Annotated in this window: 15 protein-coding genes and 1 tRNA gene; 14 read left to right on the top strand and 2 right to left on the bottom strand. The window is 49.1% G+C overall.

The window, feature by feature from the left end:
• Positions 1-20: 20 nt before the first annotated feature.
• Positions 21-965, bottom strand: a complete 945-nt coding sequence (locus B7991_RS02040) for a TonB family protein (RefSeq protein WP_217898028.1) — start codon at positions 963-965, stop codon at positions 21-23.
• 218 nt (positions 966-1183) lie between these two features.
• Here B7991_RS02040 and miaB point away from each other — a divergent pair, with 218 nt between their 5' ends.
• The 11 genes from miaB (at position 1184) to argS (ending at position 10589) form a co-directional block, all read left to right on the top strand.
• Positions 1184-2506, top strand: coding sequence for a tRNA (N6-isopentenyl adenosine(37)-C2)-methylthiotransferase MiaB (gene miaB / locus B7991_RS02045; RefSeq protein ID WP_088629357.1), 1323 nt, complete (start codon positions 1184-1186; stop codon positions 2504-2506).
• Positions 2507-2642: 136 nt separating this feature from the next.
• Positions 2643-3569 (top strand): SPOR domain-containing protein, encoded by a 927-nt coding sequence (locus B7991_RS02050; protein ID WP_088629358.1) that lies wholly within the window; start codon positions 2643-2645, stop codon positions 3567-3569.
• 117 nt (positions 3570-3686) lie between these two features.
• Positions 3687-3770, top strand: a tRNA-Leu gene (locus B7991_RS02055).
• 25 nt (positions 3771-3795) lie between these two features.
• Positions 3796-4527 carry a hypothetical protein gene (locus B7991_RS02060; protein WP_088629359.1) on the top strand — a complete coding sequence of 244 codons (732 nt, stop codon included), beginning with the start codon at positions 3796-3798 and terminating at the stop codon, positions 4525-4527.
• 9 nt (positions 4528-4536) lie between these two features.
• A complete protein-coding gene (panD, locus tag B7991_RS02065; RefSeq protein WP_088629360.1) occupies positions 4537-4893 on the top strand; it encodes an aspartate 1-decarboxylase in 357 nt (118 codons plus the stop codon).
• 142 nt (positions 4894-5035) lie between these two features.
• A complete protein-coding gene (locus B7991_RS02070) occupies positions 5036-6553 on the top strand; it encodes a flotillin family protein (RefSeq protein ID WP_088629361.1) in 1518 nt (505 codons plus the stop codon).
• A gap of 93 nt (positions 6554-6646) precedes the next feature.
• Positions 6647-7204 carry a hypothetical protein gene (locus B7991_RS02075; RefSeq protein ID WP_254917808.1) on the top strand — a complete coding sequence of 186 codons (558 nt, stop codon included), beginning with the start codon at positions 6647-6649 and terminating at the stop codon, positions 7202-7204.
• 168 nt (positions 7205-7372) lie between these two features.
• Positions 7373-7960: a hypothetical protein gene (locus B7991_RS02080; protein ID WP_088629363.1), complete on the top strand. Its 588-nt coding sequence runs from the start codon at positions 7373-7375 to the stop codon at positions 7958-7960.
• Positions 7961-8034: 74 nt separating this feature from the next.
• Positions 8035-8487 (top strand): LytR C-terminal domain-containing protein, encoded by a 453-nt coding sequence (locus B7991_RS02085; RefSeq protein ID WP_088629364.1) that lies wholly within the window; start codon positions 8035-8037, stop codon positions 8485-8487.
• Positions 8471-8890, top strand: coding sequence for a ribosome silencing factor (gene rsfS / locus B7991_RS02090; RefSeq protein WP_012820303.1), 420 nt, complete (start codon positions 8471-8473; stop codon positions 8888-8890). The genes B7991_RS02085 and rsfS overlap by 17 nt, the downstream gene beginning before the upstream one ends.
• The gene (gene argS / locus B7991_RS02095; protein WP_088629365.1) at positions 8877-10589 is read left to right on the top strand and encodes an arginine--tRNA ligase; all 1713 of its coding nucleotides are present in this window, start codon (positions 8877-8879) and stop codon (positions 10587-10589) included. Before rsfS ends, argS begins: the two co-directional genes overlap by 14 nt.
• A gap of 90 nt (positions 10590-10679) precedes the next feature.
• Here argS and B7991_RS02100 read toward each other — a convergent pair whose 3' ends face one another.
• Entirely contained in the window at positions 10680-11801 is a 1122-nt protein-coding gene (locus tag B7991_RS02100; RefSeq protein ID WP_088629366.1) for a fibrobacter succinogenes major paralogous domain-containing protein, read from the bottom strand.
• 106 nt (positions 11802-11907) lie between these two features.
• Here B7991_RS02100 and purU point away from each other — a divergent pair, with 106 nt between their 5' ends.
• The 3 genes from purU to pyrE are packed head-to-tail and all read left to right on the top strand — an operon-like array spanning position 11908 to position 14043.
• Complete coding sequence (purU, locus tag B7991_RS02105; RefSeq protein WP_235002919.1) at positions 11908-12747, top strand: formyltetrahydrofolate deformylase; 840 nt, start codon at positions 11908-11910, stop codon at positions 12745-12747.
• 9 nt (positions 12748-12756) lie between these two features.
• Positions 12757-13365 carry a hypothetical protein gene (locus B7991_RS02110; RefSeq protein ID WP_088629368.1) on the top strand — a complete coding sequence of 203 codons (609 nt, stop codon included), beginning with the start codon at positions 12757-12759 and terminating at the stop codon, positions 13363-13365.
• A 9-nt stretch (positions 13366-13374) separates the two neighbouring features.
• On the top strand, positions 13375-14043 hold the full coding sequence (pyrE, locus tag B7991_RS02115) for an orotate phosphoribosyltransferase (RefSeq protein ID WP_088629369.1): 669 nt from the start codon (positions 13375-13377) through the stop codon (positions 14041-14043).

Here is a 14043-nt window from a genome sequence, read left to right on the forward strand (position 1 = left end):
TAGAAGATATAAATTTTCAATTATTTAGGCTGCGATGATAGCTTGGCATCTTCATAAAAATGAATAGGCACATAAACAACAGTCGTCCCTGATTTAACCTTAGAGAACGTCCATCGACTTACAGAGTTTCTTATCTCTTCATCAAAGTCTTTAACACCCGTAGTTGATTTCTTTATAGAAGATTCTTTTACTGTTCCATCAGCAGCAATCGCCATTTTTAAAACAATTTTACCTTGAAATGCATTATTTTTTTTGAGAAATTTTCCGTATATAAGCCTTAACCCGGGTATTCTTTGCTTAAAAACACGTTTAACTCTAAAAAGCATTTCTTGATCAAGAGTTAGGTTATCAACGGATTCAATCTTTTCATAAAGAACTTTCACAAATCCTCTAAGTTTAATTACATTCGTATTACCCAACATTTGATTTTCAGGACCATTAATAAAACGACCTTCAGAACCATTATTTAAACCGAATCGATTAGGTCTTGCAATAACACCGTAATAACACATAACAGAGCCCAAATCTGCTCTAGCTTTCCTAACCGAATCACGATTTTTTGCAAAAAGATATCTCTGTATAAAAACATTTTGATATTCGTATTTATTTTTTTCTGTATCATTCCATTCAATCGGGAAAAAAGCCTTCATCAAGCTATCTCTTGTCCGCTGCACTTCAAGTTGCGCCGCAGAATCCAGCAATACGACTGTTTGGGCGTTCGCATCAAGTGAATCTTTGAGAATTTCACTCGCAACAGAATCGTCTTTTTCCGATACATGCGGCAACGCTGCAGAATCAGGCGATTCAGCGGGTTTGGACACTTCAGCTACACCGAAACTGTCCGAAGCGCTGCTTACCGACTTTTCATTTTTCGAATCTTTATCGACGTTACCACAGCCAGCCCACAGCATCGCTGTAGCCATCAAAGCCAATTCGCTAAAACATTTGCTAAAGAAATTTGCCATGGCCATAAATAACAAAATTCAGAACAAACAATCAAAGCAAAAAGATTTCTTTTACAATTTTTTCACATCGTTTGGGCTTAAAGTTTTTTAGAACTTGCCATTAAGATTATAAGATTTTCGCATTTCCCGCATATTCGAGCAGCAACATCCGCCATTTGCACCATTTATCCCTCGTCTCTCGTCACTCATCTCTCGTCTAAAAAACTATCTTTGCGCGCATGAAAAAATACCACTTGGCCACATACGGCTGCCAGATGAACGAATACGACTCCGCGATGATTGCGCAGGAGCTGGACATGTGCGGTTGCGTCGAGACGAACAATCAGGAAGACGCCGACATCATCATCGTGAACACCTGCAGCGTGCGTGAAAAGGCCGAGGAAACAGCCATCGTCAACATCAGCAAGCTCAAGTACTTGCGCAAGAAGAATCCCGACGTGAAAGTCGTCGTATGCGGTTGCATGGCCAAGAATCGCGGGCCGGAACTGCTCAAGCGCCTCAAAAACGTGAACTACATCGTAGGCCCGGACCAGTACCGCAAAATTCCAGAACTCCTGTTCGGGGATGCCCAGAGCCCGCTGCACAAGACGCACCACAAGATGTTCATCGACGAAGACCGCGACGAGAACTACCTCGGCGAATACGCCAAGCTGCAGAATGACGTGAGCGCATTCGTCGCGATCCAGCGCGGTTGCAACAAGCGCTGCAGCTACTGCATCGTGCCGTACCTCCGCGGCCCCGAGAAATACCGCGACATGGACGACGTGCTGACAGAAGTCAAGCGAGCCGCCGACAAGGGCATCACCGAAGTAATGTTGCTCGGCCAGACGGTGAATGCCTACAAGACGCCAAACGCTGACTTCACGACATTACTGACAAAAGTTTCCGAAATCGGTGGTATCAAGCGCATCCGCTTTACAAGCCCGCACCCGCGCCATTATACGAACGAACTTATCGATGTTCTTTTAAATAACCCGAAAGTTTGCCATTACGCGCACATTCCGCTCCAGAGCGGCTCCGACGCCATCCTCAAGAAGATGCGCCGCCAGCACAATATGGAACAGTACATGACCGTCATCGAGCAGTTGCGCAGCAAGGATCCGTACTACGCCATTTCGACAGACGTCATCTGCGGATTTGTCGGCGAAACCGACGAAGATTTCGAACAGACGATCAAGGCGTTCGAAGCTTGCCAATTTGACACGGCATACATGTTCATCTACAGCCCGCGCAAGGGCACAGAATCGTTCAACGAAGCCGAAATCCTCACGCCCGAAGAAAAATCGGCACGCCATTCGCGCCTCGTGGAACTTCAGAACGCCATCACGCTCAAGCGCAACCAGATGATGATTGGCCGCACCGAAGAAATCCTCGTCGAACACGGCTCCTCCCGCGACAAGACGGAACTCGTCGGCAAGACGGACAACTTCAAGAAGGTCATTTTCAAGCCGGAAGAAGGCCGCATCATCAAGCCGGGCGATTACGTCAAGGTGAAAATTGACGACATCCGAGGCTGGACGCTCCGCGGAACCCTAGTGTAGTACGACCGGTCGCCACAGACCACGCACCCTAGTCGAATTTACGTAACTTACGGAATATCAACGAGTTACGCGTTCAGCGCAAGCCATTTTGTAAAAATATTTATATCTTTACTCTTGAGGGTAACTAGAGGGTAATATGGCTAAATATTTTATTCACAATTTGGTTATTACAGGCGCACTGTGCGCGTTTGCCACCACAGCATCCTTCGCTGAGGCCGCACCAACTCTCGCCACCGCCCAAAAAGCTTACGTAAACGGCAACTGGAAAGTCGCCGCAGCCGCATATGAGCAGGTTTGCCCGAACGAGCCCGAAGCCTCTCGTACTGAATGCTATTTATGGAATGTTCTTGCCCTTTCTCAAACGGGCATTGCCGCTGATTTCAGCAAGGCTGGCAAGCGTCTCGACAGTCTCATCGACAAGACGAACCCGCAACAAGCCATTTACGCGGACCTCATGATGACCAAAGCTCAGTTCCAGATGTACCTTGGCCGCTACAACAAGGCCGCCGAATCCCTCGTACACGCAATCGAAACTTCGCAACCGCATCAAATGACCGTGCTGCAGAAAGTCTGCGTCGCCGTCCAAGACCGCGCCCATAGCGAAGATTTGAACGAAGCTTGCAAGAATCTCGGCAATCCCGAAGCCATAAAGCAAGCCGCCGCCAAGAGGGAACAAGCAAAAGCGGAACAACTCGCCAGCACCAATCAGCCTGCAAGCAGCACTCCAGCTGCAAACAATGACGTTGCCAAAGTAGCAGACACCAAGGCCGAACCCGCGCCAACAAAGGCGCCCGAAACAAAGCCAGCCGAAGACAAATCCGCATGGCAGCTACAACTAGGGGCATTTGGAGTCAAGTCCAACGCCGACTTGCTCGTAGACAATCTTAAAAAGCGCAACATCGCCTGCACCATCAGCCAGAACACGCTTGAAAGCGGGAAAGTCCTCTATATCGTACGCACAGGTCCATTTGATACAAAGGAAAGTGCTGTGGATTACGGAGCTAAAAAACTCGCCCCGCTCAATGTGGAATTCAGGCCAATGCTTGTAAAACAAGCCCTTTAAGCAAATAAAATTATACTCGAAAAATTTTTTTACAGATTTTAACGCCTAAAACATGCGTTTTTTTGCATTATACCTACAAAAAAAGCAAAAATAGTGCTATATTTGTTGTGCTCCCCCGCCGGGGTGGTGAAATTGGTAGACGCGCTGGACTCAAAATCCAGTACTCGCGAGAGTGTGAGGGTTCGATTCCCTCCCCCGGCATTAAACGTTTAAGAAAGAGATCAAAATGAGTAACATGTTCAAAGTGCTTTCTGCTGTTCTTTTCGCGGGCTCACTAGCGTTTGCTCAGTCTGATGACCTCTTCTCTGACGATTTCCAAGATGCTGCAACAGCAGACTCTATCGCTCAGGCAAACGCCGAAGCAACGACTCAAGCAAACATTGGTAACGCTCAGGCTGTTGGTGGCCAGTGGGAAGGTTTCAAGTACGAAGATATGGGCCTTACCCAGTGGGAATATCAGCAGGCTAAAGAACAAGGCGTTTCTCGCGAAAAATTGACAAAGCTTGTTGAGCTTGGCATTCGCCCGACAGAATATCTCCAAAAGCCCTGGAACAGACTCGGCGTGAGCGAAGAAGATTGGCTTAGCCAGCGTGCCGAAGGTATGGAAGATGCAGACATCGACCGTTCTTACCGCTATCGCAATGGTGATCAATCCAGCGCTTATATCTCTCTTTTGATTCCATCCTATTATCAGTGGAAGACAAAACAAACCGCCAAGGCAACCTTCATGGATGTCCTTGAAATTGGTAGTATCACAGTCACCGTAGTACTTGCCGTTCAGGATAAGAGCTATTGGTGGTACGGATTCCTTGGAATCGCCGCCGCACACCTTTGGTCTTTTGCAGATGCATTCATCAGCACCCAGTGGGATAGCAATCCGGATGCAAACCGCTTTAGCTTCGGTATTATTCCGACACCAGACCAGGGCGTAGCAAGCTTCCTTAATGTCAAGTTCTAAGCAGCAAAAATGCAGCTAGAATTACTTAAAGCCAAAATTCATCGTGCTACAGTTACCGATGCGAATCTCAACTATGAAGGTTCCATCACTATCGCACGCGATTTAATGGATGCAGCAGGCATCCTCCCCTTCGAAAAAGTCGGCGTTCTTGACGTCAATAATGGTTCCCGCCTTGATACGTATGTCATCGAAGGCCCGGCAAAATCAGGAGTCATCTGCCTGAACGGTGCAGCAGCCCGCTTGGTACAGCCTGGGGACCTCGTGATTATCGTAGCTTATGCAACGATGTCCCCGGAAGAAGCCAAGACCTGGAAACCGACCGTCATCCGCGTCAACGGCAAAAACGAAATCATCGAAAAAATCTAAAAGCGCAAACAACTCGCGTTTAATGGTCCCGGCATTTGCCGGGCTTTTTTTTGTACATAACACCATTTTTTTTTACGATTTGGCGGTTTATGACAATGTAAATGTTGTATATTAAATGTAAACTAAAATAATGAGGTTTTTAATGCCAGAAAACATCCACTACATCGCTATTGCAGCGGCTATACTTTTACTGATTATCGTTTTCGTGATGTCCTACATCAAGGCAGCTCCGGACGAAGCCATCATCGTTTCCGGTATCCGTAAGGTTCCAAGAGTCATCATCGGTCGCGCAGGGTTGCGCATCCCGTTCTTCGAACGCGCTGACCACCTTTCCCTGCAATTGATTCAGATTGACGTGAAGACAGGAAGCCCGGTCCCCACCAAAGACTACATCAACGTATCCGTCGACGCCGTCGTGACCGCCAAGATTTCGGACAATCCGGACCGTCTTAAATCTTCTGCACAGAACTTCTTGAACAAGAAACCCGAAGACATTCGCGCCATGATCGTCGACATTCTCGAAGGAAACATGCGTGAAATTGTCGGCCGTATGCAGCTCGTGGACCTCGTGGGCGACCGCAAGCAGGTCTCTGAACTCGTGCTCGAAAACGCCATCCCGGACCTTGAAAAACTCGGTATCGTGGTGCAGACGTTCAACATCCAGAACTTTGAAGATGCCAACGGCGTGATTGAAAACCTCGGTGTCGATAAGACTTCCGCCATCCGCAAGGCAGCGGCCATTTCCAAGGCCAACGCCGAACGCGATATCAGCGTTGCCCAATCGCAGGCCAAGAAAGAAGCTAACGATGCAGCCGTTGCCGCAGAACTCGAAATCGCCCAGAAGCAAAACGACCTCGCCGTGAAAAAGGCCAACTTGCAGAAGATTTCTGATACAGAAAAGGCAATCGCAGACGCTGCTTACGAAATCCAGAAGCAGACTCAGCAAAAGGAAATCAACGTTGCCCAGGCTGAAGCCGAAGTCGCCAAGCAAGAAAAGGAAATTGAAATTCGCGAACGCATGGTCATGGTGACCGAAAAGGAACTTAAAGCGGAAATCGAAAAGAAAGCCGAAGCCGAACGCCAGGCTCAAATCCAGCGTTCCGAAGCCGAGCTTTTCCAACAGCAGAAAGACGCAGAAGCCGTCCGCTACAAGGAAGAACAGCGTGCCAAGGCCATCAAGCAGATTGCAGAAGCCGAAAAGGAAAAGGCGTTCGCAGAAGCCGAAGCTACGAAAGCCAAAGCCCTCGCCGAAGCCGAAGCGACCAAGGCAAAGGGTTTAGCAGAAGCAGAAGCCATCAAGGCCCAAGGCCTTGCCGAAGCCGAAGCACTCAACAAGAAGGCCGAAGCCATGAAGCTCTACGGTGACGCCGCCCGTCAGGAAATGCAGCTCAAGACGATTGAAAAGTACTTCGAACAGATGCCGCAAATTGCAGCCGCCATTGCAAAGCCGATGGAAAAGATCGGAAACATCACGATGTACGGCGAAGGCAATACAGCAAAGCTCACTGGAGACATCACCAAGACGCTCACGCAGGTCACGAACGGCCTTACGGACTCGCTCGGCATTGACCTCCGCACGGTTCTTGGTTCCATGTTCGGGGCAAAACTCGCCGGAGTCACCAAAAGCGACGATCCAAAAAACGACAACAATAACAAATAATTCCTGAGAAATTCATCTCGACCGGGAGGCTTCATTTTATCATGAAGCCTTCTTTTTTTATATATTCATTATATGCGATTCATGAGCCTTACAGTGTTATTCCTAGCAGCGCTTGCCTTTGCGGCCTCCCCCGCGAAGGACGATTCTACCGCGCTCTCGGAAACATTGGTCGCAGTCCAAGACACAGTTGTCGATACAATTTACGTCATCCAGGAAAGCGGAATCCCGTGGAACCGCGAGCACTTTGACCCAGAGCGCCTCATTCGCCACGACACTTTTGACCCGGCGCTCAAGGTGGCCTACACCTACTCTGTAAGCTTTATCGGCGGCTCTTTGGGGTCTTTTGCACAACAAAGCTTTATGGCTCATTTCGCTTACGAATTCACCCCAAACCTTCACTTGTATGCCAATGTAGGCTTATGGATGCCACTCTATTCGAGCATCCATTTCGAGAACCGTATTGCAAGAGAAGATGTGAAACAAGGGAACGTAGGCGTATTGATTCCAGATATTACGCTCGAATACAAGCCAAGTGACAAGATGACTTTGAGGGTCATGTACATCAACGAAAGAGACGCATTCAGAGCTTATGGACCGCATCGTTACTTCTACGACGGTTGTCCATGGAGAAACCCGCATTATTGCTGGTAATCGACGGCGTCCGTGGCGGCGGCTCGGTAATGAGAAAGCAAGCTTTCTTGCTACTTTCGCCTCGCACACTTTTGACGCCTTCGGCGTCCGTGGCGGCGGCTCGGTAATAAAATTGAACAAGTTCAATTTTACTACTCTCGCCTTGCACACTTTTGTATATTCGGTTTCATGAAACAAATTATTTTATCTGCTCTTTGCATATCAACGTTTGCATTTGCAAACGTAACAACAAACATCGAATCGTCCGAAATGGCATCCCAAGTCATTGCCGAAACATCAGTATCCAAAAGCGATAAAGCCGAAGCCAATTACGAATTTAGAAACGATGGAATTCCCTGGAACCGCGAATTTGATTCAGACCGTATGGTCCGTCATCAGACATTCGACCCGGCCTTAAAAGTCGCATACTCCTATTCACTCAATTTCGTTGCAGGTAGTTTCGGGTCGTTCGCAAACCAAAGCTTTATGGGGCATTTCGCCTACGATTTCACACCGAATCTTCACTTGTACGCAAATGTCGGTCTCTGGATGCCAATCTACGCAAACATTAGCAATGGTTCCCGCATTGCAAGAGAGGACCTACGCCAGGGCAATGTCAATATGTTGATTCCAGATGTTTCGCTGGAATACAAACCTAGCGAAAACACATTAATAAGAATTTCCTACGTCAATGAACGCGACGCACAGAAGGCCTACGGCCCACGCAGTTTCTTCCACAACGAATGTCCTAGTCGCAGTTCCATCCTCTGCCAGTAAGCTCTTCTATTCTATATAGTCCCCCCGGATTTATTCCGAGGGCTTTTTTATTTTTGCTAGATTTGTATCAAAGAATGTTCTACAACTATTCTAAAGCGCTCCGCCTAAAATTTGCCGTAGGAGTTTCTTCGGCTGTTTTTGCCGCATGCCTCTTTACAGGCTGTGAAGAAGAAAAGCCTGCCCCTGCCGTCGTTCGCAAAGTCCGTCCCATCAAAGGTGATGTGGAAGTTCTGAACAGCTGCAGCATGAAGGGAGCAGCAACTAAGATGCGTGCTTTCTTGCGCAAAAACGGATTTGACGTAGTCTACATTGACAACGAACGCCTCCAGAACTACGAAGAAACGGTCATCGTGCTTAGGAACCCGGAATGGGAAGGCGCACAGGCTCTCGCCGCCACCCTAAAAACAAAGAACGTTCTTGTGCTACTCGACAAAAACGCCACAGTCGATGCCGTCGTACACACTGGTAGAGATTTTCAACAAATAATAGAACCCGATCAGGGAGAACAACATGACAGCAACAAATAACCAAGATTTTTCTGAAACCGTTAAGCTTGGTGCAGGTATCCTTTTTGAACTCCGCGCCCAAAACGTGCAGCTCATCGACCTCCGCGGCGTCAAAAACGAAGCGGACTATTTCCTCATCGCCACTTGCGAAAGTGAAGCCCAGATGCAGGCCATTCTGAATGAACTTACTAAGGAATTTAAGGCTCGCAAGCTCCACTATGTCGGCGTTGAATACAAGGAAGGCGTACGCTGGGCCATCTTCGATGCTGGTCTTGACCTGATGGTTCACCTCTTCGAAGAAGAAAAGAGAAACGAAATTTCCTTCGACCGCCTCTATGCAGACGGCAAACTCATGAACCTCGATGAACATGACTTCATCCGCGAAGACGCTAAGAAGTCTGGAGACGACAATGAACTCATTTAATGCAGAAATCGCAAAGGCACTTGCAGCAACTGGAGCTTTTGACGAAGAAGCCGCATTGAAACTTATTTCCGTACCGCCTGATACAAGTCACGGCAACTACACCATTCCTTGCTTTTCTCTTGCAAAGACACTCCGCAAGGCACCGAAGCTCATTGCCGAAGATTTAGCAGCAAAGGTTCAGCTCCCGGCTGGACTTTCTAAAGTTGAAGCCGTGAACGGTTACCTCAACTTCTTCATCGACCGCGGATTCCTCGCCAAGTCTACGCTCGACGAAATCGCCGCCAAGGGTTTGGAATACGGCCACGCCGCATCGAATGGCAAGGTTGTCTGCATCGACTACAGCTCCCCGAACATCGGTAAGGAACTCGCCTTCCACCACTTGCGTTCTACAATGATCGGTAACTCGCTCGCCCGCATCTACAAGGCTGCCGGTTACAAGGTCGAACGCATCAACCACCTCGGTGACTGGGGCACTGCATTCGGTAAGCTCATCGTGATGTACCTCCGCGAAAAGCTCCCGACCGACGAAGCTACTTTGAACGCACTCACCGTGAAGGAACTCAACATCCTTTACGCAAGCTTCTCCAAGGCCTCCAAGGAAGAACCCGGTCTTGAAGACGAAGCACGCGCTGCATTCACGAAGCTCGAACAGGGCGACGAATTCTACCGCAAGCTTTGGACCGCATTCCGCGCCGCAACGCTCAAGGAACTCATGCGCATTTACGACATGATGGGCGTTGGCTTTGACCACTACACCGGTGAATCCTTCTTTGAAGACAAGATTCCGGCAGTGCTCGACGAACTCCGCGAAAAGAACTTGTTGGTGAACAGCCAGGAACGCGACGTGGTGATGCTCGACGAATTCGATCTGAACCCGTGCCTTATCCGCAAGAGTGATGGTTCCACGTTGTACGCAACCCGCGACCTCGCTGCCGCAATTTACCGAAAAAAGGAATACAACTTCGACAAGTGCCTTTATGTGGTGGACTTGGGACAAGCTCTCCACTTCAAGCAGGTGTTCCACGTGCTCAAGAAGATGGGCCGCGAATGGTACAAGGACATGTACCACATTCCGTTCGGCGTGATCCTCCAGATGGTCGACGGCAAGTGGGAAAAGGGCAAGACCCGTACCGGTACGGCAAGCCTCCTCCGCGATGTGATTGAAGCCGCCCAGAAGAAGATTCTCGAATTCATCGACGAAAAGAATCCGGGCCTCGAAAACAAGGAACTCATTGCACGCCAGATCGGTATCAGCGCTCTTACCTTCAACGACCTCAAGAACAGCCGCTTGAAGGATGTCCGCTTTGACTGGGATGCCGTCATGAGCTTCGAAGGCGACACAGGTCCGTACGTGCAGAACGCACACGTCCGTCTTTGCAGCATTATGCGCAAGGCCGGCTACACCGTTCCGGTGGCTGACGTGGATTACGCTCAGCTTACCGATGACGCCGCCTACAGCCTCATCAACATTCTCGCCAAGAAGGGTGAAAAGATTCTCGCCGCAGTCAAGGACGATGAACCGAGCGTGCTCGCACAATATGCACTCGAAATTGCCGAAGCCGCACACAAGTTCATCCACGAAGACCGCGTGCTCGGATCTGCCGAAGAAAAGTCCAGACTCTTCCTCGTACAGTCTACGCAGATTGTGCTCGAAAACGTCCTCGACTTGCTCGGCCTCTTCCCAATCCGCCAGATGTAAAATACGCCGCGCCCTCGGCGCGACGCATTTTTTATGCATATAAAAAAAGAGAGCTTTTTAAGCTCTCTTTTTTTGCGCTCTGCGCAAGCCCTAGTTACCGTTGATGCAGCGGACAGAATAACCGTTGTTCTTCGCGGTTGCCGGGACGAGCTGGCGAACCATCTGGTCGCTCATACGACCCATAGCCCAGAGCCAAATGGTTTCGTTACGGCCGTTCTGTGCAGACCAGAAACCAGCGTATTCGCCCATATCTTCATAGCGAACCGTAGACTTGCCAAGAAGCTTGCGATAGCCCGAAGAGAAAATGGTGAAACCGTATTCATCGGTACCGCCACCGCCCTGCCAGCCAGTCGTAGCCTTCATCTTTGTAGCAAAGTTACCGCACTTGTCCACACCATCGTAGCAACCCGTGAGGCCCTTGAGCATGTCGGACCATTCGCGGTCACGCGGCAAGTGCCAACCTTCCGGGCAAGCCTTGCGAGCACCTTCGAGGTCGTACAGACGACCGCTACGTGCGCAGTAAGAGTCCTTGTCTTCGTAGCACCAGGAGTGTCCTTCGACATTGTAGTTCACGTTCTGAGCAAACCATTCACGGCCTTCGACCTTGATGATTCGATAAACTTGACCATCGCGCGGGTCCGTAAACGAAGTGGACTTGTCGCGAATTTCAGCGCGGTGTTCCTGTTCGGCAATGCGGAATTCAGAGAGCTGTTCGCGCTTGTACTTCTGACGGCCTTCAAGTTCGTTCACCCAAGCTTTCTGAGCCTGCGGATTGGTAAACTTTATACGCAAGTCATGGACGTTGAACAAGTCGTTACCGCAAGCAAAGTCCACACCGGCAATGTTGATGATAAGGTCTTCGCTACCAAAATGGCGCGGCTTATCGAAATAAGAAATCCACGCTTCCATGGTATTGCGGCAATTCTCGTAGAAGTTCGGATCTTCGACCAACTTTGCCGGAACAGTCATGTTACCAGCAACAGAAAAGTCAAACTTGTCATCCAAAACGCGGAAGGAAACCGGCTGGATATTCTTATAATGGGTGTATTCGCCAAAACGGATATTTCCGTCAATCTTGGCCGCGGCATATTCGCCCTGACCTTCAGCGTTAAAAATGGCATCCCATGTCTTAGGAGGTGCTGCAAACACCTGAGCGACAGACAAAGCGAGCACGGAGTAAATTCCCAGTCTGAACAATTTAATTCTCTCCATTTTTCAATACTTTTTATTTCTTGGTGTAATGTTAGTTATTTTTCATCTACTTGGAAATAAAATATTTGGTAACATGGCCTAAATTTTTTAATATTATAGTATGTCTATGACTCGTTATATTCTCCAGATCCTTTGCCCTGACCAAAAAGGGCTTATCGCCGGCACCACGCAAGTCCTTGCTAAAGCCGGAGCAAACATTATCGACCTCCAGCAACACACAGCCAAGGATATCGAAACATTTTTCTTGCGCGCCGTTTTCGACATTGAAGCGGATGGCATTCCCGAAGTCAAAAGACACCTCGAAACAATTGCCCCGCACCTCCAATTGAACTGGAAATTGTTCGACACCTCCAAGACCGAACGCGTTGCCATTTTTGTTTCCAAGACGGACCACTGCCTTTACGACTTGCTCCTCAAGCGCCGCGATGGCGACCTTCCCTGCGAATTCAGCTGCATCGTGGGTAACCACCCGGATTTAGGCCCCGTGGGCGGTTCCTTTGGCGTGCCGTTCTACTATGTGCCGTCCAACCCGGACAAGTCGATTCCCGAAAACCGTTTCCGCGAAATTATCGAAGAAACCAAGACGGATACCATCGTTCTTGCCCGCTACATGCAGATTTTGACTGCGCAGTTCACAGAAGAATTCAAGTACCGCATCATCAACATCCACCACGGGTTCCTCCCGGCATTCAAGGGAGCAAAGCCCTACCACCAGGCATGGCACAAGGGTGTAAAGATTATCGGTGCAACAGCGCATTTTGCCACTGAAGACCTCGACCAGGGGCCGATTATTTGCCAAGACATCCAGCGCGTTCCTGAAACCGCAAGCATCGATGAACTCGTCGAACTAGGCAAGGACATCGAAAAGCGCACGCTTTCACAGGCGCTTAAGCTGTGGCTTGAACATCGCGTGTTCGTTCACGCCGGCAGAACATTTATTCTCTAGGAGTTACTCATGTCCGAAGAAATCAAGAATGAAGCCCCCGCTCAAGAGCCGATTACTTCCGCAGACAACGAAGTCAAGACCGAAGCTACAACCGAAGTCAACCAGACTCGTATCGAAACTTCTTCCACAGAAGAACTCGTCAATCCGCTGACAGGCGAAGTCATCTCTCCGAAGAAGCCCAAGGAAAAGTCATCGAACTCTCCGTACAAGCAGTTCAAGCCGGAAACATTCGTGAATCCGATGACGGGCGAAGAAGAACAGACTTCGATTGGCTCCCAGGTCATCGTCAAGAAAGACCGCGGACTCGCCTACTACGTCGGCTTTGCTCTTCTCGTGGTTTTGAGCTTTGCATTCTTCTTTTTGCCGGGCATTACCATCACGTTTGCAGTAAGCCGTCTCGTTGACCTGAACACTTCTGCAGCTTGGGTCTTCAGTTCCATCTTGAGTTTTGGCGTCTGGCTCATTTTCAAGATGAAAATCAAGGGTTTTGAAAAATCCTTCCACAGCTATTTAGTACTTTGCGTCATATGCTTGGTCGCCATGTTCGCAATCCAGTTTATTACCGACTACAACATCATCTCTGAAGTTATTGCGCTCCTCGTCGGAGCTAAAGCCTAGGAATTAGCAATGAATAAAGACAACTTTGTACACTTCCTCGTAGAATCTGGAGCCCTCAAGTTCGGCAACTTCGTCACCAAGAGCGGTCGCGAAACGCCTTACTTTATCAATACTGGAGAGTTCCGTACGGGCGCCTCCCTTTCGAAGCTCGCTGAATTCTATGCAGCTGCATTTATGGTTCATTTCGACGGCAAGGCTCAGAACCTTTACGGACCGGCCTACAAGGGCATTCCGCTCTGCGCTGCTACAGCCATGAAGCTCTCTGACTTGTACGCCCAGAACCTTACGTTCACGTACAACAGAAAAGAAGTCAAGGATCACGGTGAAGGCGGTTCCCTCGTCGGTTACAAGTACGCCGAAAAGACAAACGTCGTCATTATCGAAGACGTGATTACCGCAGGTACTTCCGTCAACGAAACCATGCAGGCACTTTCCCAGATCGAAAACGCCAACGTCATCGGCCTTCTCATCTCTGTGGACCGCAAGGAAAAGCTCGAAAATGGCAAGTCCGCATTGCAGACTGTTCAGGAACAGTACGGCATTGAAGCCCACTCCATCGTAGACATCAACGACATCATTGCATTCCTCGAAAGCGAAGAAAACCGCAAGGCAATTAATGCTCCCGAAGGAATCCTTGACCGCGTTTACGCTTACCGCGAAAAGTGGGGCGCCGTCTAA

This window comes from Fibrobacter sp. UWB3 (genome assembly GCF_002210405.1).
Taxonomy (GTDB): domain Bacteria; phylum Fibrobacterota; class Fibrobacteria; order Fibrobacterales; family Fibrobacteraceae; genus Fibrobacter.

Excerpts from the sequence above, each read along its gene's own strand:
- B7991_RS02040 (WP_217898028.1), bottom strand. The coding sequence starts at position 965 with ATGGCAAATTTCTTTAGCAAATGTTTTAGCGAATTGGCTTTGATGGCT.
- miaB (WP_088629357.1), top strand. The coding sequence starts at position 1,184 with ATGAAAAAATACCACTTGGCCACATACGGCTGCCAGATGAACGAATAC.
- B7991_RS02050 (WP_088629358.1), top strand. The coding sequence starts at position 2,643 with ATGGCTAAATATTTTATTCACAATTTGGTTATTACAGGCGCACTGTGC.
- B7991_RS02060 (WP_088629359.1), top strand. The coding sequence starts at position 3,796 with ATGAGTAACATGTTCAAAGTGCTTTCTGCTGTTCTTTTCGCGGGCTCA.
- panD (WP_088629360.1), top strand. The coding sequence starts at position 4,537 with ATGCAGCTAGAATTACTTAAAGCCAAAATTCATCGTGCTACAGTTACC.
- B7991_RS02070 (WP_088629361.1), top strand. The coding sequence starts at position 5,036 with ATGCCAGAAAACATCCACTACATCGCTATTGCAGCGGCTATACTTTTA.
- B7991_RS02080 (WP_088629363.1), top strand. The coding sequence starts at position 7,373 with ATGAAACAAATTATTTTATCTGCTCTTTGCATATCAACGTTTGCATTT.
- B7991_RS02085 (WP_088629364.1), top strand. The coding sequence starts at position 8,035 with ATGTTCTACAACTATTCTAAAGCGCTCCGCCTAAAATTTGCCGTAGGA.
- rsfS (WP_012820303.1), top strand. The coding sequence starts at position 8,471 with ATGACAGCAACAAATAACCAAGATTTTTCTGAAACCGTTAAGCTTGGT.
- argS (WP_088629365.1), top strand. The coding sequence starts at position 8,877 with ATGAACTCATTTAATGCAGAAATCGCAAAGGCACTTGCAGCAACTGGA.
- B7991_RS02100 (WP_088629366.1), bottom strand. The coding sequence starts at position 11,801 with ATGGAGAGAATTAAATTGTTCAGACTGGGAATTTACTCCGTGCTCGCT.
- purU (WP_235002919.1), top strand. The coding sequence starts at position 11,908 with ATGACTCGTTATATTCTCCAGATCCTTTGCCCTGACCAAAAAGGGCTT.
- B7991_RS02110 (WP_088629368.1), top strand. The coding sequence starts at position 12,757 with ATGTCCGAAGAAATCAAGAATGAAGCCCCCGCTCAAGAGCCGATTACT.
- pyrE (WP_088629369.1), top strand. The coding sequence starts at position 13,375 with ATGAATAAAGACAACTTTGTACACTTCCTCGTAGAATCTGGAGCCCTC.